Source organism: Streptomyces sp. NPDC005483, assembly GCF_040606035.1.
In the GTDB taxonomy this organism is placed as follows: Bacteria; Actinomycetota; Actinomycetes; order Streptomycetales; family Streptomycetaceae; genus Streptomyces.
The window spans coordinates 289,808-311,090 of the sequence record NZ_JBEXEA010000003.1 but is presented as its reverse complement, the minus strand read 5'-3'; the positions used below and the strand labels follow the sequence as shown (position 1 = coordinate 311,090).

Here is a 21,283-nt window from a genome sequence, read left to right as displayed (position 1 = left end):
CGGCTTGTTGCGGCCTTGCTTCCGGCCTGTCCCGGGCTTCGCTTCCCGGCTTGTTGCGGCCTTGCTTCCGGCCTGTCCCGGGCTTCGCTTCCCGGCTTGTTGCGGCCTTGCTTCCGGCCTGTCCCGGGCTTCGCTTCCCGGCCTGTTGCGGCCTTGCTTCCGGTCCGTCCCCGGCCTCGGTCCCCGGTCCGTCCCCGGCCTCGGTCCCCGGTCCGTCCCCGGCCTCGGTCCCCGGCCCGTCCCCGGCCTCGGTCCCCGGTCCGTCCGGGATGCGGTCCCGATTCGATCCGCCCCGCCCCGATAGGGTCCCGCCCCCGGCCCCTTGGAGCCCCGCCCCGTCCACCTGCTCGGATGCCCGCCCAGGACCCGGACTCGCGCGGGGGCGAGGCGGGGGACGAAGGCGGAGGCGGCGGTGGAGGGGCGGAGGCGGTGGCGGAGGGGCAATGGCGGTGGCGGAGGGGCAGTGGCGAAGGCGCGGCGCTCGCGTCGCGCACGCCGGCCTTCTCCTCGTAACCGGCCAGGGTGAGGGTCCGCCGCGGCGCCGCCGCCAGGTCTCCAGGAGGGCGTGCCCGAGAGCATCGGCAGGACAGCCGTGGCCCCCGGCACCCCCGTTGACCTCCCCACCCCCTGGGTACCCGTACGCCATGAGCACCCCGTTCCCGCCCCACGCACTGCACGACTACGCGCTGCTGGCCGACGGTGAGCGCGGGGCGCTCATCGGGCCTGACGGTGCCATCGGGTGGCTGTGCGCGCCGACCTGGCACGACGAGGCGGTCTTCGCCGGTCTCGTCGGCGGGCGGGGGGCGTACGCCGTCACTCCCGCCGGCCGGTACGTGTTCGGCGGCTACTACGAGGACGGCACGCTCATCTGGCGCAGCCGCTGGGTCACCGACGACGGAATCGTCGAGTGCCGCGAGGCGCTGGCCTTCCCCGGCGACCCGGACCGGCTCGTCCTGCTGCGGCAGTTGCGCGCGGTGGACGGCCCCGCCCGGGTCTCCGTGGTCCTGGACCCGCACAGCGGATACGGCGCGACACCGATCGACCCTGGCTCGGTTCGCCGTAGCGACGACGGAGTGTGGGAGGTGCGCACCGGCCGGCACCAAATGCGCTGGCAGGGCGCCCCGCGGGCCGCCGCGGGAGAGCATGGCCTGACCGCGGACATCGAGCTGAAGCCCGGCGAGCGGCACGAACTGGTCCTGGAGTGCTCCGTGTCGCCCCTGCCCGCCGAGCTGCCGAAACCGGATCGGGCCTGGGCCGCCACCGAAGCCGCCTGGCACGAGGCGGTCCCCGCGCTCGACGGCACCGCCGCCCCCCGCGACGCACGCCGGGCGTACGCCGTCATGCGCGGGCTCACCACGCAAGGCAGGGGCATGGTCGCGGCGGCCACGACCAGCCTGCCCGAGCGTGCCGAGGAGGGTCGGAACTACGACTACCGGTACGTGTGGATCCGCGACCAGAGTTACGCCGGACAGGCCGCTGCCGCTGTCGGCGCCCACGACCTCCTCGATGCCGCCGTCGGCTTCGTCACCGCGCGCCTGCACGCGGACGGCCCCCGCCTGGTTCCGGCCTACACCGTGCACGGCGACCCCGTCCCCGCCCAGCGCGAACTCGACCTGCCCGGCTACCCCGGTGGCTTCGACCGCGTCGGCAACCAGGTCTGGAAGCAGTTCCAGCTCGACTGCTTCGGTGAGGCACTGCTGCTGCTCGCGGCCGCCGAACGCCACGGCCGCCTGGACGAGGGCCACTGGAAGGCCGTGGAGATCGCCGTGCGGGCCATCTCCGACCGATGGCGTCAACCCGAAGCGGGCATCTGGGAGTTGAACGACCGGCTCTGGACCCACAGCAGGCTCATCTGCGTCGCCGGTCTACGGGCCGTGGCCGCGGCAGCGCCCCGCCATCCGCTCGCCGCCACCTGCACCGACCTGGCCGACACCCTCCTCGACGCCGCCGAGCGGACGTGCCTCCACCCCGACGGTCACTGGCAGCGCACCCCTGACGACCCGTCCGTGGACGCCGCCCTGCTGCTGCCCGGCGTACGCGGCGCCCTGCCCGCCGCCGATCCACGCACCCGGGCCACCCTCGCCGCGTGCCGTCGGGAACTGGCCGACGACCACTTCCTGTACCGCTTCCGCCATGACGACCGCCCTCTCGAGGACGCCGAGGGTGCCTTCCTGCTGTGCGGCTTCGTCATGGCGCTCGCCGAACACCAGCAGGGCCGGACCGTCGAGGCGTTCCGCTGGTTCGAGCGCAACCGGGGCGCCTGCGGGGCCTCGGGGCTGTACGCCGAGGAGTTCGACATCGCCCAGCGTCAGCTGCGCGGCAACCTCCCGCAGGCCTTCGTCCACGCACTGCTGCTGGAGGCGGCCGCCCGGCTCGGTGAGTGAGCGGGCGCCCGCCTCCAGCAGTTCCAGAGCTGTTCCGGTCGGTCATCGCACGGTCGTTCATCGCACGGCAGGCCGCGCGGGACGGCTCGCGACACGGCTCGTGACACGGCCGTGCGCGTCAGCCGCCTCCCGGCCCGCCGCTGCCGAACGAGCCGCTGCTGCCCTCGTCCCAGCGGGGCCGTTCCTGCGCCGACCCCGTCCGGGTCGGGCTGTTGCCGTGGTTGGGCAGGTCGTGCGGGGTCAGCCGGGTGTCGCTCCTGGGCACCTCGTCGGGCTCCCGGTGCTCCCTGACCTCACGGACCGGTCCGCCCTCAGGCAGCCTCGGCTGTTCCTCGGGAGTGGGCGGACGCGACTCGCGGCGCCTGACACGGGAGCCGAGGAAGAAGGCGCCGATCAGCACCGCCACGACCACCACACCAGCCGCGATCACTCCGGCCGCGAGGCCGCCCCGGCCCGCGGCCAGGTCCATCCATTCGGTGTTCAGGGCTTGGTTCATGCCACGCGGGTACCCCCGGACCCCCGAGCGAATCGACCCACCCCGGCGACCCGCCCCGACCGCCCCCGAGGCCGCAAACCCCGGGGAACTCCGGGTTTGGCGGCCCGGCCCCCGGCTACCCGCACCTTGTGACGACTTCGACTTCTCAGCAGGAGCTCTTCCGATTCCTGGAGGACCGCTTCGCCTGTGCCCAGGCGTGCACCGAGTGCGCACGGGCCTGCGCGCTGCGTGCGAGCCTGGTCGATCCGGACGGCGGCGAGGAACAGGAACTACTGCGACGCAAGGGCATCATGTGCGCCGAGGTGTGCGACGCGACCTGCCGGGTCTTGTCCGAGGAGAACCATCTCGACGAGGCCGGCATCCGCGTCCAGCTGGAGTGGTGCCGGTCGGTCTGCCTGGAGTGCGCACAGGTCCTCGACCGGCACATCGGCGCCGAGGACGCCGCGAAGGCGTGCCGTGAGTGCGCCCAGGCGTGCACGGACTTCATGGCGACCCTGGTCTGAGTCCGCCCCTCGCGCCCCTGTGGGTCTGAGGGCCCCCACGACGCCGACCCCTCCTGACCGTTCCCAATTTCTGGAACACGTTCTACGGTGTGCGCCGTCAGGACCGGTCCCGGGGAGCCTGGAGGCGCCGTGCATCTCGACCACACGCCCGAGCAGCAGCGGCTGCGCACCGAACTGCGCACCTACTTCGCCGACCTGGTCCCCGACAACGCGCACGCGCGCTTCACCGACCGGGACGCCCAGAAACGCTTCTACCGCGACACCATCCGCCGTCTCGGCACGGACGGCTGGCTCGGCGTCGGCTGGCCCAAGGAGTACGGCGGCCGCGGCCTGACCGCGATGGAACAGTTCATCTTCTTCGACGAGGCCGCCCAGGCCGGCGTACCGCTGCCGCTGATGGCCCTCAACACCGTAGGGCCGACGATCATGCGGTACGGCACCGAGGAGCAGAAGTCCTGGTTCCTGCCGCGCATCCTCTCCGGTGAGATCGACTTCGCGATCGGCTACAGCGAGCCCGGCGCGGGCACCGACCTGGCCTCCCTGAAGACGCGTGCCGTGCGGGACGGAGACGAGTACGTCGTCAACGGCCACAAGATCTGGACCACCAACGGCGACACCGCCGACTGGGTCTGGCTCGCCGTGCGCACCGACCCGGCCGCCCCGCCGCACAAGGGCATCACCATGCTTCTGATGCCGACCACCGACCCCGGCTACTCGTGCACGGTCATCAACACCCTCGCCTCGCACGACACGACGGCCAGCTACTACGAGAACGTCCGCGTCCCCGTCTCGCACCGGGTAGGCGAGGAGAACCAGGGCTGGCGGCTGATCACCAACCAGCTCAACCACGAGCGCGTCACCCTGGCCGCCCACGGCACCATGGCGATCCGCGCGCTGCAGAACGTCCAGCGCTGGGCCATGGAGACCAAACTGGCCGACGGTCGCCGCGTGATCGACCTGCCGTGGGTGCGCCGGCGCCTCGCCCAGACCCACACCCGGCTCGACGCGCTCAAGCTCCTGAACTGGCGGATGGTGAACGCCGTCCAGGACGGCACCCTCACCCCGCAGGACGCCTCCGCGGTCAAGGTCTACGGCTCCGAGGCCCGCCGGGACGCCTACGCGTGGCTCATGGAGATCGTCGCGGCGGCCGGCGCGCTGAAGGAGGGCTCGGTGGGTGACGTCCTCCACGGCGAACTGGAACGCGGCTACCGCTCGGCGGTGATCTTCACCTTCGGCGGCGGCAACAACGAGATCCAACGGGAGATCATCTCGTGGATCGGTCTGGGTATGCCGCGAGTACGGCGTTAGCCTGCTGTGACGAGGTCCTTTTAGTTGGCACAAAAGCGGGATAGTTGGCACTGAACTCCGTTCGGCGGTGGCGGTGCAGATCCCTGAGTGATGCTGCTGACTGGGCCGTGAACTGCTGTGATGTGGGGCGAGACTGCAGTGTTTGAGGCACGGATGGCCGTCTCCTCCGGTGCTGCGCCGGCTATGTCGAGCGGAAGCTCCGTGCTTTGGTCGCAGATTTTCACCACATGCGTCGCGTAGGGGTTCAGACGCCGACAGCGGCGGAACGGGCGGTTATGGCGGAGGTGAGCTTCGTGTTGCGCGCTGGTATGGGAGGTGAGGGTCCGGGTTCAGAGGAGCGGCGTCGGACCCTGGGAGACCTGAGACAGTGATGTGGCTGGAGTGGCGGCGATCTCGTCGATGTCGATGTCCAAAGGTCTCTGCAGGTCGCAAGCCTGGGACAGCAAGAGGCGTAACGGTCGAGACGGAGGTGCAAGAGTCGACGAGGTGTGTGTAGCTGACCGTGAAATACCCGTACCCGGCCGACGACGTACTCGGCCATGGATTTGTTGTCCTCGCGGAGCACCCGTACCGAAGGGCTGAGGGCGCGTTCTCCCTGAGTGACGTTGCACCACACGAGGATTTCTCCAATGTGTGGGTTATGTCCGTAGTGCGCGGATCGGAAGCGTGGAATGTCAGGGCAGATGGCATCCCAGTGTTGCTCGGGGAGATGCCAGTCGGCCATCCTCTGCCGCCTGCGGGCATAGTTGATTCGGCTTCCGCTGGAATCCAGTTGACAGGCGACGGCTCTGACGCGGTTCTCGAACTCCAGCCAAAGGCCTGTTGTTGAGTCGTTTTCAATGGAAGCGAGGAGTTTCGTGGCGTAGCCGGGTGGAATTCCGGTCTGTGGTGCACAAGAAGGCCACGTTTCTCCGGTGATGAACTGGGTGAGCTGCAGAGATGAAGCCCGCCTCAAGGAATAACCGAGGCGGGTATCGGGGCCGTGCATTCGATGCATTAACTCCGCGAAGTTTGGGTCGAACCATTCCTTGGGCAAAAACGAGGGGATCTCTTCGATCGTGTAGCGGTGGCTCGCCTTCTGCTGCCGCAGCCTTGAGTGTCGCTGATATCCGTGCGCTCGCCACGCGATGGCCCGCAGCAGGTCAGGCGCGACGTGCTCGCTGGCGCGGACGATATTGCCGATGTAGCTCGGAGCGCGCTGGTACGCCTCCTGCGCCAGTGGGCGGAGGCGCTCGCGTAGCGAGGACAGATCGCGTTCGCCAAGGGCTGTGTCGGCCGCCAGCAGGAGTGCGGCGCATTCGCCGGTGTCTGTGGGTGGTGTTCGGACTCCCGTGAGCTTCTTGGAGCCGACAGGGGCGGGGCCACGTTGTTCCTGGAGCAGTTGCGTGATGGGCGAGAGGTGCCTGTCCAGTAGTTCGGTGAGAGGGGCGGTCGGAAGCAGTGAGGTGCCGAGCGGCCAAAGGCCACTGTGAGAACCAATGCCGTATCACTCTTCCGGCACAGCTTGTCTACTCGCCAGTCCGGGCTGACCGGTTGATCCCTGCCACACGGTGGAGAGGGTCACCACCGAGACACTGTTTGTCAGCAGTCGGTGCACCGGGCAGCGGCTGGCCACTGCCAGTAGCCGTTCCGACTGGGAAGGTTCAAGTTCGCCGGAGAGATGGATCTCTTTGATGATCTCTGCGCCCGAACCGAACGTGAGGTCTATGTCGACCTGATGCAACGGCCAGCTGTGCCGGTCGGCATAGGCGCGTACGGCCATTGAGGTACAAGACCCAAGCGCCGCCAGGAGCAGCTCTCCTGGGGTGGGACCTGTGTCGGAACTGACGGGCTCCGATTCATCGGATCTCAGAAGGTGGGTGCCGATCACAACGGTGCGGGCAAGGCGTCTGCCCTCGCTGACAGAAACGGTGCGCGTGGACATCAGTAAACCTCTCTGGGGAGGACAAACAATGTGCAACCTCCGCGCCCCTGGCACGGGCACGAACCTCGGCGCTACCAGTAAGACAACGCTCACCGCGCGGGTGTGACACAGATTCCCGGCAACGGGGGATCTCCTTCGCAGCGGCCGCGTCCTGTCGGTGAAAGACAGAACCAGGCGGGACGTGTGGGAGCGGTCGACACCCGCGTCCGCCGGTCTTCACCCGTCGGTACCGATGAGTGTGGGCGGTGAGCCGGGTCATGTCTCGCTCAGGAGTCGGGCGGTGGCGCTTTGCATGTCCAGATAGCGTGTCTCTTCTCCCAGAGGTACAACCGCCAAGGTGCGTTCAAGGAAGGCCTTGATCACTATCGCCGGTGCGGCGACCAGGTCTGTTGAGTCACTCGAGCGCAGAGAAATGAATACAAGCTCGGCACCTCGGATCCTGGAGGGCCAAATCTGCACGTCGCCGAAACCACTGAGCCGCCGCAGACCGGACACCAGGAGTTCGCGGCCGAATGTCCACTCGACGGACCTATCGGAGCCGACATTGAACTCCAGGCCCACTGAGAAAGGTTCGGCGCTGTCATACCGAAGATCTGTTGTCGCCTGCGGGTATTCTTGATCTTGAACTAGTCGTACGAGCGTGCGACAGGTCACCGTCTCGCATCCGACGCCCGTGCGCTCCGTGTGGACACCTTCGTGGCGGTGGCTTTCCGCACCAGCACCCCCGCGATCGTCGTCGGCGTCGAAGGCGTTCCCGCTCATCAGTGTCATCCCTTCCTGTTCTTCCCGGACCGACGGGTGCTCAGCACACCCGCCCAGCGCGGCTGAGTGCGCGTCGAACGAATCGAAGAGTTCGCACCTCTGCACCGGGTCGATCGGGGTACTGCGAGTCTCGGTGCGGTCAAGCTCTGAGACATCAGTCATCCGACTATCGGAAGAGGGGCGGGATGGTCGGACGCCGAAGCCTCTTGCGCCCGTGTTACCGAGCTCCGAGCCCGCAGTAGGGGCCCGCACGCCGCTGGGCCAGCCGAAGACGTGTCACAACGAGCAGTATCGGCTTGTCTTCACAGGTGAAACCGAGAGGAACTGGGGACACCGTGCGTGAGATCTTGATCATCGGCGGCGGTTACGCGGGCTTCTACACTGCGTGGGGCCTGGAAAAGCAGCTAGGTCAGGGCGAAGCTCGCGGCACTGTCGTGGACCCGCGTCCGTACATGACGTACCAACCCTTTCTGCCGGAGGTCGTGGTCGGCTCGATCGAGGCCCGCCACGCGGCGGTGTCACTGCGGCGGCACCTGCACCGCACGCGACTGGTAGCCGGTGCGGTGACAGAAATCCGCAACAGTGACCACACGGTCACCGTTCGGCCGGCGAGCGGAGCGGACTACCAGTTGACGTACGACATTCTCGTCGTCACCGCGGGAGCGATCACCCGAACGTTACCCATACCCGGACTCAGCAACCAGGCGTTCGGCCTGAAGCATGTCGAGGAAGCCGTCGCCATCCGTGACCGACCTGACCCCGTTCGACCGCGCAGCAACACTGCCTCGTGGTTTCGAACGTCGCAAACTCCTCACCGTCACCTTCGTCGGTGGCGGCTTTTCCGGTGTGGAGGGCGGAGGGTAGCTCTCCCTCGCGAGCGGGCTACTGAAGCACTACCCGGAAAACGACGCGGAAGAGCTGTCCTTTCACCTGGTCGAGGCGCGCGGTCGCATTCTTCCCGAGGTCAGTGACCGGCCCGGCGCCTGGGTGGTCCGGCCCCTGGAGGAGAGAAGCGCGTCGGTTCACCTGAACTCCCAGCTTGTCTCCGCCGAGGACAGACACGTCGTGCTGTCGAACGGCGCGGAGTTCGATTCGGGACTCATCGAGTGGGCTGCCGGCAACGCGTCGAACCCGACCGTGCACAATCACACGGACCTCCCCCTCGACGACCGGGGTCTCCTCCTCGTACGTCCCGACCTCCGCGTCGGCACAGAGGCGGACACAGTGTCAGACGTGTGGGCCGCGGGCGGCGACGCGGCTGTCCCCGACCTGGCGGTAGGACGATCGGGAGCGTACACCGTCCCGAACGCCCACACGCGGTAAGACAAGGAGTGACAGCTCGAGGCCGCCGCCCCGTGAGCCAGCCGTTTGGGCTCCTGGTGCGGTGACCGACGGGAGGGGGACGCGGTCTGCTCCTCCGAAACGGAGGCCGACAGTGCAAATCGACGATGCTCTCAGCCTGTCGGCCAACCAGCCCGACAACATCGCACGGTGTTAGTGGGTATACTGATCACAACGTTCGCGACATCATGTTCGACACGGTTATCGTGAAGATGTCGCACGTTGGCACCGAGGTCTCAGAGCCGACCTGGTGCCGTGCTCCGGGTGCCGTCCTCCCCCCCGTGGACGGTGCCCGGAGTCACGCTGACCAGGTGAGCGGCAAGGCTTGGTCGCCGGCGGTCTCAGGCCAGTTTGGCGTAGAGGCCACGCCCCGTCCGCCGGATACGAGAAGTGCCTACCAGCCGGTCCAGGGTGCTGCGGACCGCGTTGATGCTCCCGCTGTCCTTGTCGCGGCCGAGAGCCGCCGCGACATCCCGGGCCCGCACGTCGGTGTCGCCGGCCCCCTCGAAATACTCCAAAATCTGTTCGGTGAGTTTGCCGTACTTCTTGTCATCGTCACCGTCATCGTTGGCGTGAGGCCTGGGGGTACGGCTGACCGCGTTGGCTCCGGCCGGGGAGGCGGAGTCCCGCGGACCCCGCCGACTCACCGCCGGCTGCTGTTTCTGGACACCACGTGTGATGGTGGCGTCGTCCGCAGATTCCGAGGAGGGGGCTCCCTCCTGCGGGGGCACGGGTGCTGAGGGGCGACGCCGTTTCGTGGACACCGCGGCCGTCGCGTCGGCTGCCTGCGGCTGGGCACCTCCGTGCATGAGGGCTTCGAGGGCTTCGAGAGCCCGCTGTACGGAGCCGAGATGAGCGACGACAGCAGCGAGCTCCCGCTCCAGCGCCTGCTTCTGAATCTCCAGGCGGGCCAGATCCTCTTGAAGGCTCTCGGCGGTGATCTCGATATTGTGCGCCGTGTGGCTTACGGAGACCATGTGTCCTCTTGTCCTCAATACTTTTGCGTGCTCGTCAGGCACATCTCTGGTGCCGCTCGCTCGCCCCATACGATGAGACGGGTGCCCCTGAACATCATAGGCGGATCGCGTACACAGCGTCACCACCATGTACGGGGCAGTCCGCAGTGGTCACTCAAACGAAAGGCGGGAACGGGGGCCGACAGCACGGTCAGTCCGGGTGGCCCGTCCGAGACAGTGGCAGTCAGTGACTGTCGGACGCCCAAGACCGTGCCTGCTCCCGGGCCGTGCGGCACTACCGAGCGGCACTGGACCGGTTCCATGAACGGAGCTTGTCTGGGTTCAGGGTGACCCAGACCTGTACGACGTGAGGTCCGGCGACGTCCAGGCTGATGACCCCGGCGACCTGGCGGTCGTAACGAACGACAAGACCGGTACGTCCATTGACGGGATGGGTGTCCAGGGTGGTGCGAGGGTGCCGGGCAAGCAGCGTCAGCAGGCTGCGGGCGACCTGCTGTCTTCCGTGGACGGGCCGGACCAGGGCCCGTATCTTGCCACCGCCGTCGAAGTAGACGGTCACGTCCGGTACCAGCAGGGACGCCAATAGCCCGACTTCCTCCGCCACGCAGGCCTCCTGAACCGCGCCGGTCACCGCGTCGTGCTGCTGCGGCGTCGTGGGCCGTGCGCGCCGGACCTGCAGACTGCGGCGTGCACGGTCGGTGAGCTGCCTGCATTGCGGCTGTGGCTGACCGCCGATGTCGGCGACCGTACTCCGCGCCGTCCCGAAAGCGTCGTTCAGTACGAGCGCCGCCTGCTCGGTCGGAGACAGGGACTCCAGCGTGTTCAGCATCACCTGATGAGTTTCCTGTGACAGCATCTCGTACCGCTCCGACGCCAACTCGCCGACCGTAGGTGAATGCTCCTGGCCCGGTTGGGCAAGCCGGTCCACGCATATACCGCCGACGGTCTTCACGAGCCAAGCGCGCGGCTGCACGATCCGCGCCAGCTCATGATCGGACAGCCCGTACCAGAGCCGATAGGCCTCATCGACGACGTTCTCAGGCCCTGTACCGTTGCCGAGCATCCAGTGCGCGACATCCAACAGGTGGTGCCGCTCCTCCGTCAGCTCCGCGATCGGCACCACCTGACCGACGGACTTCATGCGCATCCTTCCTCTGGGATCCACTTCAGCGGCTCCGCCGTCCCGTCGGCAGATACCTACTGTGACGAGTCCGCACCAGAGGAAGTTGAGCGGCAAACAGACGACGAGGCCCTGGTACGCGACAGAGACAGGACAGCCACAGACATTGTGACATCGGCATAACAGGCAGTGGAAGCATTGTTCACGGTAAATAATGGCTACAGTGCGCCACCGAGCCGCTCCTATGCGGCTGTCGCAATCGGTGGTCGACAGGCCCCCGGTGTCACATATGCGCCGACCGCTCGGTCTCATCTGTCAGAGACCTGACGGGCGTCTACGACCGCAGCGGGAAACGTCTTCCAAGTGCTCAGGGCGCTTCGGAACACTGCGGTCCCGACGCAGGACAAGGCATCGGCTCCCTTGTCCGAGAGGCTCCCGCCGTACGACGAGTGAGCCGTTGAACCCTACGCATCTCGCACCGCAGGAGGTTCTTCGTGGACTGGCATGAATCGGCGATCTGCCAAGGCGCTGATCCTGATCTGTTTTTCCCTGTCGGCAATGCGAGCAGTGGCCCCACGCTCATCCAGATCGCTGAGGCGAAGGCAGTGTGCCACCGATGCCCCGTGATCGACCAGTGCCTGAGCTGGGCCCTCGACGCCGATCCGGTGGAGGGAATCTGGGGCGGCACCACAGAAGCGGAACGCCGGGCCATGAGGCGGGGCAGTGCGTCACGTGCCGGCCGGGCCGCGGCGAAGCCCGCAGCGTAATCGCGCGCGAACCGAGACGCCGTACGAGCCTGCAGACAGTGTGATCGGGCTGTCGCTCCTGGTCACCACGTCGGTTTGGGCCCGGGTGTGTCACACCATCACTGGCCAACCGGTCGTAATGAGGACAGAGCATCAAAATCCGGCCAGGGACAGCCGTGGGCGAGACCCGTGACCCGTTGCCTGGGACGAAAGTCGCTGCGGGTGATCAGGAATGAGTGATGAACGATGAGCAACGAGAGCAGGCAGGCCGCACCACAGCAACGGCGAAAAGGTGAGAGCATCGCCCGTTGGGTCGACACCCGGCTGGGTACCCGTGGCGTGACCAGGGCTGCCGCGCGAAGGGTTTTCCCTGACCACTGGTCCTTCATGTTGGGGGAAATCTGTCTCTACAGCTTCCTCGTCCTCATCGTCACAGGCCTCTACCTTTCCTTCTACTTCCATCCCTCATCAGCACCGGTGCAGTACCAGGGAAGTTACGTTCCCCTCCAGGGTCAACTGGTGTCGGAAGCGTTCAACTCGACCATGCACATCTCCTTCGATGTCCGTGGCGGGCTGCTGATCCGGCAGGCCCACCACTGGGCGGCGCTGGTGTTCGTCGCCAGCATGTTCGTGCACATGATGCGGGTCTTCTTCACCGGGGCGTTTCGCAAGCCGCGCGAGCTCAACTGGGTGTTCGGCTTTCTGCTCCTGATCCTGGGCATGTTCGGTGGCCTGACAGGCTACGACCTACCAGACGACCTCCTCTCCGGCACCGGGCTGGCAGTCGTGAACGGCACCCTCCTCTCCGTACCGATCATCGGCACCTACCTGTCGTGGTTCCTCTTCGGCGGTGAGTTCCCCGGCGATGACCTGGTGGCTCGCTTCAACACGATCCACGTCCTGGTGATCCCGGCCGCCATGGTGCTGCTGATCGTCGCCCACGTGGTCCTGACGCTGCGCCACAGGCACACCCAGTACCCCGGGCCAGGGCGTACGGAGAAGAATGTCGTCGGCCTGCCGTTCAAGGCGCACGCCGTGAAGACGGCGGCATTCGGCCTCATGGTGTGCGGATTCATCTTCGTCATCGCGGCGATCGCGCAGATCAACCCCATCTGGCAGTACGGCCCCTACCGGGCCGACCAGGTGTCGGCAGGATCGCAGCCAGACTGGTACATGGGCGTGGCCGACGGGTTGCTGCGCGTTATGCCTGGCTGGGAGATCGACGCCTGGGGCCACACTCTGGCCCTCGACAACGTCATCCCGCTGGGCGTGGGTGTCGGCCTCTTCCTCGCGCTCGGTGCCTATCCCTTCATCGAGTCGTGGGTTACCGGCGACGATCGAGAGCATCACCTCCTCGACCGCCCGCGGAACCGGCCTGTGCGTACGGCACTTGGTGCCGCGTGGCTGAGTGTTTATACCGTGGCCCTTCTCGGCGCCGCGAACGATCTGATTGCCACGCGCTTCCACGTCTCTGTCAACGCGGTGACGTGGGCCGTCCGTATCGGCCTCTTCGCCGTGCCCCTCGTCGTCTTCGCCGTGACGAAACGCTCGGCCCTCGCCCTCCAGTGGCGCGACCGGGAGAAGGTGCTGCACGGTCGCGAGACCGGCGTCATCAAACGGCTTCCGCACGGCGAGTTCGTCGAGGTGCATGAACCGCTCAGCCAGGAACAGCTGCACATCCTCACGGCGCATGAGCAGGACGAACCTCTTACTGCCGCCCAGGCGGGAAGCGTGAACGGCAGCCCCACCAGGGCGCAGCGGCTGCGGGTCAGGCTCAGCCGGAGCTTCTACGGGGACGGAGCCCAGATACCCAAACCGACGGTGCAGGAATACAAGGAGATCACCAGCGGTCACCGGAGCTGACATATGGAGTGCCGGCTCACCCACAGGGTCCACGGTCAGCTCGCGATCAACGCGTCTCCACCGACAGCCCCAGCCGCCAATGCGAAGACGCCGTAGGCCGCCAACGGCGGCCTACGGCGTCGACATGGACACCCCCGGCGCGGCACGGTTCACAGTCCGCGCTGGTCCGCTACGGGGCCAGTGTGATGGTGGTCGGGGTTCCCTGCCACGCCATCCTTGCGTAGGGGCACAACGAGTCGGCTGTCTCGAGCAGGGGAGCCGCAATCTCGCGGTCGATGCCAGGCCACTTCACCACCAGATCAACCTGGAGCAGGTAGCCACCGTCTGACGGATCCCGCCCGAAGGCGACGGTTGCTTCCACGGAGATCGTGGAGGGGTCGAGTTCCTCCTGCCGGGCCACCAGGCTCAGGGCTCCGTGGTAACAGGCCGCGAAGCCGGCTGCGAACAACTGCTCAGGGTTCGTGCCCTGTCCGTCCCCTCCGAGTTCGGCCGGCATGCTCAGATCGAGGTCCAAGGCTCCGTCCGACGAACGCGCCTTGCCCGAGGCCCGACCGTGTGAGACCACGCCGCCGTGGACAGTCACGGTCGTGGTGTAAATGGGAGAGAAGGACGCTCCGTCGTAGTCCTTCTCGATGGACAGATCGGGCAATCGGATCCGCTCGGTCACAGCATGACTCCGGCATCGTCGCGGTACGCGCCTACCGGTGGAATGTACTTGCGGCGGGCCGGGCTATGCGCCCAGCCGCAGGCACTGGCCGCCGTGCCGCTCATAACCATCGTCACGTTGTCACTTCCTCACGCTTCGTAGGATCCCGGATCCCGGACGACCTGTAGACCGATGAGTAACGACGCTTGTGACACGTGCCCAGCGACGATCGCCCGACTACGCGGAAGCGGTCAATCGTTCAGCGACGCCACGTAGGGAGACAGTTTGGCCGGGTTCATCACCCACATGATCCGGTCGATGCCTTCCACCGACACATCCACGGACAGCAGGGCCACCGCTGCTCCGCCGGAGGAGATGAGAACGGCCGGTCGACTGTTGGCCTCGACCCACCGGATCTCCGACCGGGGCCAGAACCGTGGCGCGAACGCGGCGAGGTACTTGGACACGTGCACGCGTCCGAACACCGGGATCTTCGAGGCGCCACGAGTGCCGCCCCCGTCGGAGTAGCTGACGACGTCTGCGGTGAGCACATCCTCGAGCACCGCGAGATCACCTGTCTGCGCAGCGGTGAGAAACACTCGCAGCAGGCGGCGGTGCTCGCTCGGGCTCACGCGTTCCCGGCGCTCGGCGGCCAGGTGCTTGCGCGCACGGCTCACCAGCTGACGGGCGTTGGCCTCGCTGACCTCCAAGATGCCCGCGATCTGCGGATAGGGGTAGCCGAAGGCCTCCCGCAGGACGTACGCGCCCCGCTCCACCGGGTTCAGCTTCTCCAGGAGGAACAGCACCGCCAGTTCGAGCGCCTCAGCGCGTTCGGCGCCCAGCTGGGGGTCCTCAACGGTATCGACCGGCTCGGGAAGCCACGGTCCGACATATGACTCCCGCCGAACCCTCGCGGACTGAGCGAGGTTGATGGCCAGACGTGTGGTGATCGTGGTGAGGAAGGCCGTGGGCTCCACCACGTTCGTGCGGTCCGTGTTCTGCCACCGCAACCATGTCTCTTGAAGAATGTCCTCCGCCTCCACTGTGCTGCCGAGCAAGCGGTAGGCGATACCGAAGAGCTGCGGACGTGCCGCGAGGAAGTCTTGTGTCGCCTGTTCGAGGGAGTTGGCGTCGGCCTCGGCGTGCATAGGTGTCCCTTCGGCTGCAACGCCACCATGTTACAAGTCGCGGAAGCCGAGTGTGTCTGCGGCTCGGGCACACGCTTCCCGTCCCGCCGAGCGTGACGGAGTCATTTCAGGTGGGGACCGAGAGTCATCGCCAGCACGGCCGGATCCTCCCACGCCGACTGGGGCACGAATCCGTGAGCTTCCAGATCCTTGATCATCTCCGTGCGAGATGTCGGCCACATCCAGAAGGTCTCAGTGTGCTCGCGCAGCAGGAGCCCACTCTCCCGTACCCAGTAATCGAAGCGTGTGCGGATTCGGTCCCCCTCCGCCGACAGCACCATGCGGCCTCCGTACTCGTGCCGCCCGATTCGTTGCTCCGGGAAGCGACGCTCAGTCACCTCGTCGGGAAACAGACCCGACGGCGGAAGCTGAAGGAGCAGTGAGCCACCCGGAACCAGGGCCTCGGCGAGAGCCGGCCACAGAACATGTCGGGCGGATGGTGACAAACAGGCGATCATGTTGTGACAGATCGCGAGGTCCGCCACTTTTCGGAGCCCCGCCTCGCCGAGAGTCGTGGGATGGACGGTGACCCGAGCCCTCAGATCGGCGGGTAGCGAGGCCACGCGCGTCATCAGCGGTGTCCGCATGGCGTGTGCGGGTTCGATGGCGTGTACGTCTACCTGAGAGGCGACAAGGCTCATCAAGGTCACACGTCCCGTGCCGGCTCCGACATCCAGTACACCGACTCGGGCGTTTTCCACAGCGCGGCTGTAGAGACGACGCACCTGTACCGCGTCGTGCTCGGCCTGAAGGACGTCGTAGAACTCGGCGCTGACCGCGTAGTCGTCCTGGCGAACCCGGACCGGCCGTGAACTGTGTACAAGGGTGCGCATATTCAGCAAGACCAATCGTGTGCTGTACCTGTGACACTCTGCTGGAGCAGGTCAGAACCGCGTTGGGGTTTCCGGTGCAGGGGGCACGCATGGGATCCCATGGACGTCGTGCGTCGACACGGGGTGGATCAGCACTGGCGCGACATGTACGCCGTCCGCATGGTCGGTCGGGCGCGACACGGCGTCCACGGACTCGAAGAACAGCGCGGCACGCACGAGCGAATGGGGGATGGGGGAGCGTCGTGCCAACTCCTCCTGAGCCGCTTTCGCACGCAAGTAGCCCCCGTGCAAGGCCGGCCCCCACGATGAAGAGCGCCACGTAGTGACTTTTCCGCATGGGAAAGACGCATCGGTGAGGTCGACGACCATCTCGGCGCTGCCGTGATACGGGCACGACGTCCACCCCGCGGTCCCGGAGGCGGGCAGCAGTTCCGGAACCGGCCAGGCCGGTGGCCCCGGCAACAACTCAGCACGCAGGGAGCACGGTGGAAGGAGAACGGGTGGCCACTCATGTCACAGATCCACGGCCTGCCCGGTCATCACTTGCACAGCGTTCATGAGCCGGGCAATGCCCCCTCCTGTGACACCAGCACGACGACGCGTTGACGTGGGCGCAATCCGCTCGGTGGGGACGATCACGCGCACGCCCCGCCTGCAGTCGCCATCGCTCGCACAAGCCGGTTCCTGAAGAACCGGTCGATTCCAAGGAGAGTGCGCCAAGGCATGAGTCCCTCCGACATCGTGTACTGCTTGCTGACAGGGCTTTTCGTGGCCGCGGCTGTCCACGGACTGCGTCGGGGCCTGCTGTCCGGCAGAACGGGATGGCGCGCCCGTGTCGATCACCTGCTGCATGCCGCGATGGCCCTTGTCATGGCGGCGATGCCGTGGGGCTTGGCCCAAGCGGTGCCGGCAGCGGCACAGATGGGTTTCTTCGCCGCCGCCGCATTGTGGTTTCCGCTGACCGCTGTCCGCCGCCAGGAATCCGTACTCCGCGCACAGGTCAGGAGGCTGCCCCAGGCGGCGGGGATGGCGGCAATGGGCTGGATGGCATGGACGTCCCGCTCCACGGCGGGTCCGTCGCACGAGAACCTGGCCGACGGTCCTGCCCCGGCACGGCATCTCGCCCATTCCGCAGGGGATTCAGCCATCGGTGACGTGGTCGTCACGATGCTGGTGCTGTACCTCCTGGGCTGTGCGCTGCAGTCGCTGACCCGCGAGATGCCCGCGCTGCGCTCCACCGCCGACAGGAGAGACGCCGGAACTGAGAGGGATCTCTACGGCCGCTTCTGGGACGGGTCGATGGCCCTGGGGACGGTCATCATGCTGCTCATGCACCACTGAACGGACACGACGGCCGACCCGTCTCACCACGCGTCGAAGACGGCTTTGCTGCGCATCAGGAAATCCGAGAGGTAGCTGTCGTGGGGCACTCCCGGAGCCATCCAGTAGGTCGGCTGATCACCGATGTACAGGTTGGCGATCGTGGGTTCCGAGAGCAGGGTGTCCAGCAGTTCCCCGTCGCGCGTCAGAGCCGACAGCACGAGCGTGTCCCTCAGCGGAACAATGCCGTCCGACCGGCTCCAGGGTGCGACCCACACGCAGGGGAAGGGCAGTTCGCTGCGCAGCTGGACGGCGTCGGCGCTAGCGGTCTGGTGGACGGCGGGGCGCAGTACGGCGCTGCCGTCGCCGAGATCGTCGGCGATGCCGTCTCCGCCGAGCCAGGCGCGCGTCCCGGCGGCCACGGTTCCCAGGTATGCGCTGAGGGCGTGCGCCCGCTCCCGCGCACAGACCGGCAGAACAGCCCTCTCGTCCTGCGGAGGGAGGCTGGGCAGTGCTGACAGGCGTGCCGCGATGGCCTCGGCGAGAGGTGCTGGGTCGCCTTCGAGGAGGACTGCGGTGGCGTTGACACACGCGGTTCCGCCTTCGTCGGCGACAGACGCCACGATCGTGTCCAAGTGGTCACGCCAGTCCGTGTCCGCGGTGATGAGGATCTTCGACCGGCCGGGTCCTTGCGGCAGGACCCCGGAATCGTTCGCGTACTTGGCGACCACGTCGTCACCGCCGTACACCAGGGCCCGGTCGGCGTGGCGGACCACCGTGTCGGCGGTCCGGTGGTCGGTGGGCAGCAACACGAGCTGGTCATCTCGTACCCCGGCCTGACGCAGCGCCCCGACCAACCGGTACGGGGTGAACGGCTCACGCCTCGACGGGCGGACGGCGACGCGGTAACCCAGCGCCAGTGCCTCCAGCCACAGACGGTGAACGCCCGGGTGGTTGCCGGAGGCGTTGACGGCGAACACGTCGCCCTGACGCACCCAGACCGCGTGTCCCTCGCGGACGGCAGAGTCACGCAGACCGCGGGCCGCGCCCACCGGCCTGCCCCGCCAGGCGGACGAGCGGGCCTGCCGTACGAAGCGAGCCGTGCCATCGGTCGCGGCGTGCACCACCGACAGGGGGGTGCCCGACGTCCGGCTCACGAGTCGCTCGTACTCCCGCACGTTCAGACCGCCTATCGTGCCGGAGGCGAACGCGTCGGCCGCCGCCGCGAGCAGACCGTCGAGGTCGGCCGCGGGTATCGGCCCGGCCTGCCGCAAGGCAGCCATCGCCCGCGTCACGAAGAGCGGCGGTACCAGGCTCAGCCGCGCGACCTCGGTGCCGGCCACGTCCGTCACCGAGCTCGGAACACGCGTCCGGTAAGCACCCCGAGGGCCCAAGGCGTCCAGGTGGATGGGGTCGGCCACGTTCACGGTCGTCATCAGTAGACGCCTTCGATCACCGTCTGTCCCTTGACCGTGGGTACGGGCGCGACGTCCGCTACGGCGTCGCCCACGTGGCCTTCGTCCGGACGGACCCGCAGCGCGGTGTCCCGCTCGATGTTGTTCGGGATCAGCATGGACTTGCTGACGTGGCTGACCACCACCTGACCGCGTTCGCCGACCTCCACCCGTCCCCCGGTGCCGGGATCCACTACCGACAGGAAGACGTACGGCGACACCGGGTCGAACACGCACGGCTCCGAGGCCGTGAGACCGACCCTCTCCATCAGCGCGGTGAGCATCAGGGTGTTGCCGTACATGCCGATGACCGGCACATCGGGGAAGACCTCGGTGCTCAACAGCTCCCGCGTGTCGGGGTCCATGTGCGTACCGCCCCAGATGATCGCCTTGGCACTGCCGTTGATCATCTCGACGAGACCGTCCTCCCGGGCGAACCGCTCCAGGAGCGGGGTGGTGGCCGCGATGACGCCGATGTCCTGGCTGAGCAGGATGCGCCGGCACTGATCGACGAGGTGGTCGGTGTAGGCGTCGACCTCGTCGGCCCGACCCGCGGCAACCAACTTCCTCACCCACCGGGGGTCCATGTCGACGCTCAGGCCCACGCTGCCGAGACCCGCCGCCGCCCGCTGCAGCACGTCTCCCACGAGGTGCGGCCCCGTCGGCGCCACAGTCAGCCACAGACCGCCGTCGGGCAGCCCATGGGCCCTGAGACGTCGGTTCACCTGCTCAGTGCTGTGCCGCATCCAGTCGTCCAGCTGGATGACGCGCTTGGGCGCTCCGGTGGTCCCGCCGCTGTCGAACACGTTCAGCAGCCTGGGCCCGGATCCGTAGCCCCTGGGGATGAGATCCGCCACCCGCACCCCCCGCAGTTCGTCCGCCAGGTAGGGAAACAGGACCAGGTCCGCCACGCCCTTGACGTCGTGCCGGGGGTCGAAGTCGAGCCGTTCGGCCCGGTCGAGCCAGTACCGGGAACCGGTCGCGGGGTCGAAGTGCCACCGCATGGCCGCCCGGACGAATTCGTCCGGGTCCACGCGGTCGAAGGGACCGGTATCCAGAATGGTCAATGACTCGTCCACCATCGCAACGTCCTTTCTCGAAGCCCGTGGGGCCGGTGCCGGAGTGCGGGACAGGACCGGCGCGTCCTGCACCCACGGGACAGGCTCATGTCTGTGCCACCCCGCAGCGGTGATGCGCCGGCGCACCACCCCGATCACCAAGTCCGTACACCCGTGCCGGGTACGGCATGTTCCGTACTCCCTGGTGCACCAGGCCTGACGGCCACGTCCCCACATACAAGACCGAGGTCCTCGGATTTGTGTGACACCCGACGTAAGGGGTGAGGAAAGGTGCGAACTCCGCCCGGACCGAGCTGCCTTACGGTTCGTCAGGCATGCTTCCGTGTCCTGGGCCGGTCGATGTGGGCGCCCAAGCAATCACGCTGCCCCTGGTCAGTCGGATGCCTTCAGACCGCCCGCGAAGGTGACTCCGGTGAGGCGCTCGGAGAGCTGCCAGAGCCGGGATGCGTCGGCCTCGCTCCGGGCCGATTTGTAGAGCGCCAGTTCCGTGGGACTGCCCGTGAACTGGCCCACGCCGTCAGGGCCGTACAGGCTCCCGCCTTTGGCTTCCGGGCTCGTCGCCGCGTACAGCAGCGGACGCAGGCCGGCGTCGACGGAGTGCACGAAGACACCCCAGCGTGCGAGCCGCCTCATGATCGCCGCGTGGGGCGCGGGACGGGCGCGGCCGAGGTTGGGCCCGGCTGCGTAGAGATTGGTCAGAGTCGTACCGGGGTGGGCCGCGTTGCTGACGAGGCCCCAGCCGCCCGATGCGCTGCGCCGCTCCAGTTCGAGAGCGAACAGCAGGTTGGCCAACTTGGACTGTCCGTACGCACGCACCGGGGAGTACCGCTTCACACCCTGCGGGTCGTCCCAGTCGATCCGGCTGTTACGCGCGGCGCTGCTTGTCACCGTGGTCACCCGAGCCTGCCCCGCCCGCAGTGACGGCATCAGCCGCCCAGTGAGGGCCACATGACCCAGGTAGTTGGTTCCGAACTGCAGCTCGTATCCGTCCTCGGTCGTGTGCCGTAGCGGCGGCGCCATCACGCCCGCGTTGTTGACGAGCAGGTGGATCGGCCTGCCTTCCGCATTGAGCGTTTCGGCGAGGTCCTCCACCGACGCCAAGGAAGCCAGGTCGAGGTTGCGAAGGGAGATCCGCGCATCCGGCACGCTCGTCCGGATCTGTTCGAGGGCGGTGGTTCCCTTGGCCATGTTGCGTACCGGCAGGATCAGCTCGGCGCCGGCTTGAGCGAGGCGTGTGGCCAGCCCAAGGCCGACGCCGTCGCTCGCCCCGGTGACCACGGCCAGCTTTCCTCGCAGGCAGGGCTCCGTCATTTCGTTCATCACACACTCCTGGTCGGGCG

General features: G+C 67.3%; 17 protein-coding genes and 1 pseudogene. 7 read left to right on the top strand and 11 right to left on the bottom strand.

The features are described from left to right. Nucleotides 1–644 precede the first annotated feature (644 nt). The gene (locus ABZT06_RS07505) at nucleotides 645–2,384 is read left to right on the top strand and encodes a glycoside hydrolase family 15 protein (protein WP_355736267.1); all 1,740 of its coding nucleotides are present in this window, start codon (nucleotides 645–647) and stop codon (nucleotides 2,382–2,384) included. A gap of 118 nt (nucleotides 2,385–2,502) precedes the next feature. On the opposite strand, the gene ABZT06_RS07500 is transcribed toward ABZT06_RS07505, so the two are convergent. Then, nucleotides 2,503–2,880 carry a DUF6479 family protein gene (locus ABZT06_RS07500; RefSeq protein ID WP_355736265.1) on the bottom strand — a complete coding sequence of 126 codons (378 nt, stop codon included), beginning with the start codon at nucleotides 2,878–2,880 and terminating at the stop codon, nucleotides 2,503–2,505. A 128-nt stretch (nucleotides 2,881–3,008) separates the two neighbouring features. Here ABZT06_RS07500 and ABZT06_RS07495 point away from each other — a divergent pair, with 128 nt between their 5' ends. After that, nucleotides 3,009–3,383: a ferredoxin gene (locus ABZT06_RS07495; RefSeq protein WP_355736262.1), complete on the top strand. Its 375-nt coding sequence runs from the start codon at nucleotides 3,009–3,011 to the stop codon at nucleotides 3,381–3,383. Nucleotides 3,384–3,512: 129 nt separating this feature from the next. After that, on the top strand, nucleotides 3,513–4,691 hold the full coding sequence (locus tag ABZT06_RS07490; protein ID WP_355736260.1) for an acyl-CoA dehydrogenase family protein: 1,179 nt from the start codon (nucleotides 3,513–3,515) through the stop codon (nucleotides 4,689–4,691). Nucleotides 4,692–6,177: 1,486 nt separating this feature from the next. Here the strand turns inward: ABZT06_RS07490 and ABZT06_RS07485 are convergent. Next, on the bottom strand, nucleotides 6,178–6,615 hold the full coding sequence (locus ABZT06_RS07485) for an OsmC family protein (protein ID WP_355736258.1): 438 nt from the start codon (nucleotides 6,613–6,615) through the stop codon (nucleotides 6,178–6,180). Nucleotides 6,616–6,870: 255 nt separating this feature from the next. Further along, the gene (locus ABZT06_RS07480; protein ID WP_355736255.1) at nucleotides 6,871–7,539 is read right to left on the bottom strand and encodes an SsgA family sporulation/cell division regulator; all 669 of its coding nucleotides are present in this window, start codon (nucleotides 7,537–7,539) and stop codon (nucleotides 6,871–6,873) included. A 173-nt stretch (nucleotides 7,540–7,712) separates the two neighbouring features. On the opposite strand from ABZT06_RS07480, the pseudogene ABZT06_RS07475 reads away from it, so the two are divergent. Next, nucleotides 7,713–8,708: pseudogene (locus tag ABZT06_RS07475) on the top strand (FAD-dependent oxidoreductase); the annotation flags it as partial. 351 nt (nucleotides 8,709–9,059) lie between these two features. Here the strand turns inward: ABZT06_RS07475 and ABZT06_RS07470 are convergent. Further along, a complete protein-coding gene (locus ABZT06_RS07470) occupies nucleotides 9,060–9,695 on the bottom strand; it encodes a hypothetical protein (RefSeq protein WP_355736253.1) in 636 nt (211 codons plus the stop codon). Nucleotides 9,696–9,969: 274 nt separating this feature from the next. After that, a complete protein-coding gene (locus ABZT06_RS07465; protein WP_355736250.1) occupies nucleotides 9,970–10,836 on the bottom strand; it encodes an RNA polymerase subunit sigma in 867 nt (288 codons plus the stop codon). A 473-nt stretch (nucleotides 10,837–11,309) separates the two neighbouring features. Between ABZT06_RS07465 and ABZT06_RS07460 the strand changes: the two genes are divergently transcribed. Together ABZT06_RS07460 and ABZT06_RS07455 are read left to right on the top strand one after the other, a co-directional pair. Continuing rightward, on the top strand, nucleotides 11,310–11,582 hold the full coding sequence (locus ABZT06_RS07460; RefSeq protein ID WP_355736247.1) for a WhiB family transcriptional regulator: 273 nt from the start codon (nucleotides 11,310–11,312) through the stop codon (nucleotides 11,580–11,582). Between the two features lie 225 nt (nucleotides 11,583–11,807). Then, nucleotides 11,808–13,424 (top strand): cytochrome bc complex cytochrome b subunit, encoded by a 1,617-nt coding sequence (locus ABZT06_RS07455; protein WP_355736244.1) that lies wholly within the window; start codon nucleotides 11,808–11,810, stop codon nucleotides 13,422–13,424. Nucleotides 13,425–13,593: 169 nt separating this feature from the next. On the opposite strand, the gene ABZT06_RS07450 is transcribed toward ABZT06_RS07455, so the two are convergent. The 3 genes from ABZT06_RS07450 to ABZT06_RS07440 form a co-directional block, all read right to left on the bottom strand. Continuing rightward, the gene (locus tag ABZT06_RS07450; protein WP_355736242.1) at nucleotides 13,594–14,091 is read right to left on the bottom strand and encodes an Ohr family peroxiredoxin; all 498 of its coding nucleotides are present in this window, start codon (nucleotides 14,089–14,091) and stop codon (nucleotides 13,594–13,596) included. A gap of 230 nt (nucleotides 14,092–14,321) precedes the next feature. Next, nucleotides 14,322–15,218 carry an RNA polymerase sigma-70 factor gene (locus ABZT06_RS07445; RefSeq protein WP_355736239.1) on the bottom strand — a complete coding sequence of 299 codons (897 nt, stop codon included), beginning with the start codon at nucleotides 15,216–15,218 and terminating at the stop codon, nucleotides 14,322–14,324. 101 nt (nucleotides 15,219–15,319) lie between these two features. Next, the gene (locus ABZT06_RS07440) at nucleotides 15,320–16,105 is read right to left on the bottom strand and encodes a class I SAM-dependent methyltransferase (protein ID WP_355736236.1); all 786 of its coding nucleotides are present in this window, start codon (nucleotides 16,103–16,105) and stop codon (nucleotides 15,320–15,322) included. A 696-nt stretch (nucleotides 16,106–16,801) separates the two neighbouring features. On the opposite strand from ABZT06_RS07440, the gene ABZT06_RS07435 reads away from it, so the two are divergent. Next, nucleotides 16,802–17,431, top strand: coding sequence for a DUF5134 domain-containing protein (locus ABZT06_RS07435; protein ID WP_355736233.1), 630 nt, complete (start codon nucleotides 16,802–16,804; stop codon nucleotides 17,429–17,431). A gap of 23 nt (nucleotides 17,432–17,454) precedes the next feature. Here the strand turns inward: ABZT06_RS07435 and ABZT06_RS07430 are convergent, their stop codons facing one another. From ABZT06_RS07430 to ABZT06_RS07420, 3 genes are all read right to left on the bottom strand, one after another. Continuing rightward, a complete protein-coding gene (locus ABZT06_RS07430; protein ID WP_355736230.1) occupies nucleotides 17,455–18,846 on the bottom strand; it encodes an aldehyde dehydrogenase family protein in 1,392 nt (463 codons plus the stop codon). Next, nucleotides 18,846–19,946 carry a phenazine antibiotic biosynthesis protein gene (locus ABZT06_RS07425; protein ID WP_355736228.1) on the bottom strand — a complete coding sequence of 367 codons (1,101 nt, stop codon included), beginning with the start codon at nucleotides 19,944–19,946 and terminating at the stop codon, nucleotides 18,846–18,848. The genes ABZT06_RS07430 and ABZT06_RS07425 overlap by 1 nt, the downstream gene beginning before the upstream one ends. Before the next feature lie 369 nt (nucleotides 19,947–20,315). Beyond that, on the bottom strand, nucleotides 20,316–21,263 hold the full coding sequence (locus ABZT06_RS07420; protein ID WP_355736225.1) for an SDR family oxidoreductase: 948 nt from the start codon (nucleotides 21,261–21,263) through the stop codon (nucleotides 20,316–20,318). Nucleotides 21,264–21,283: the final 20 nt, after the last annotated feature.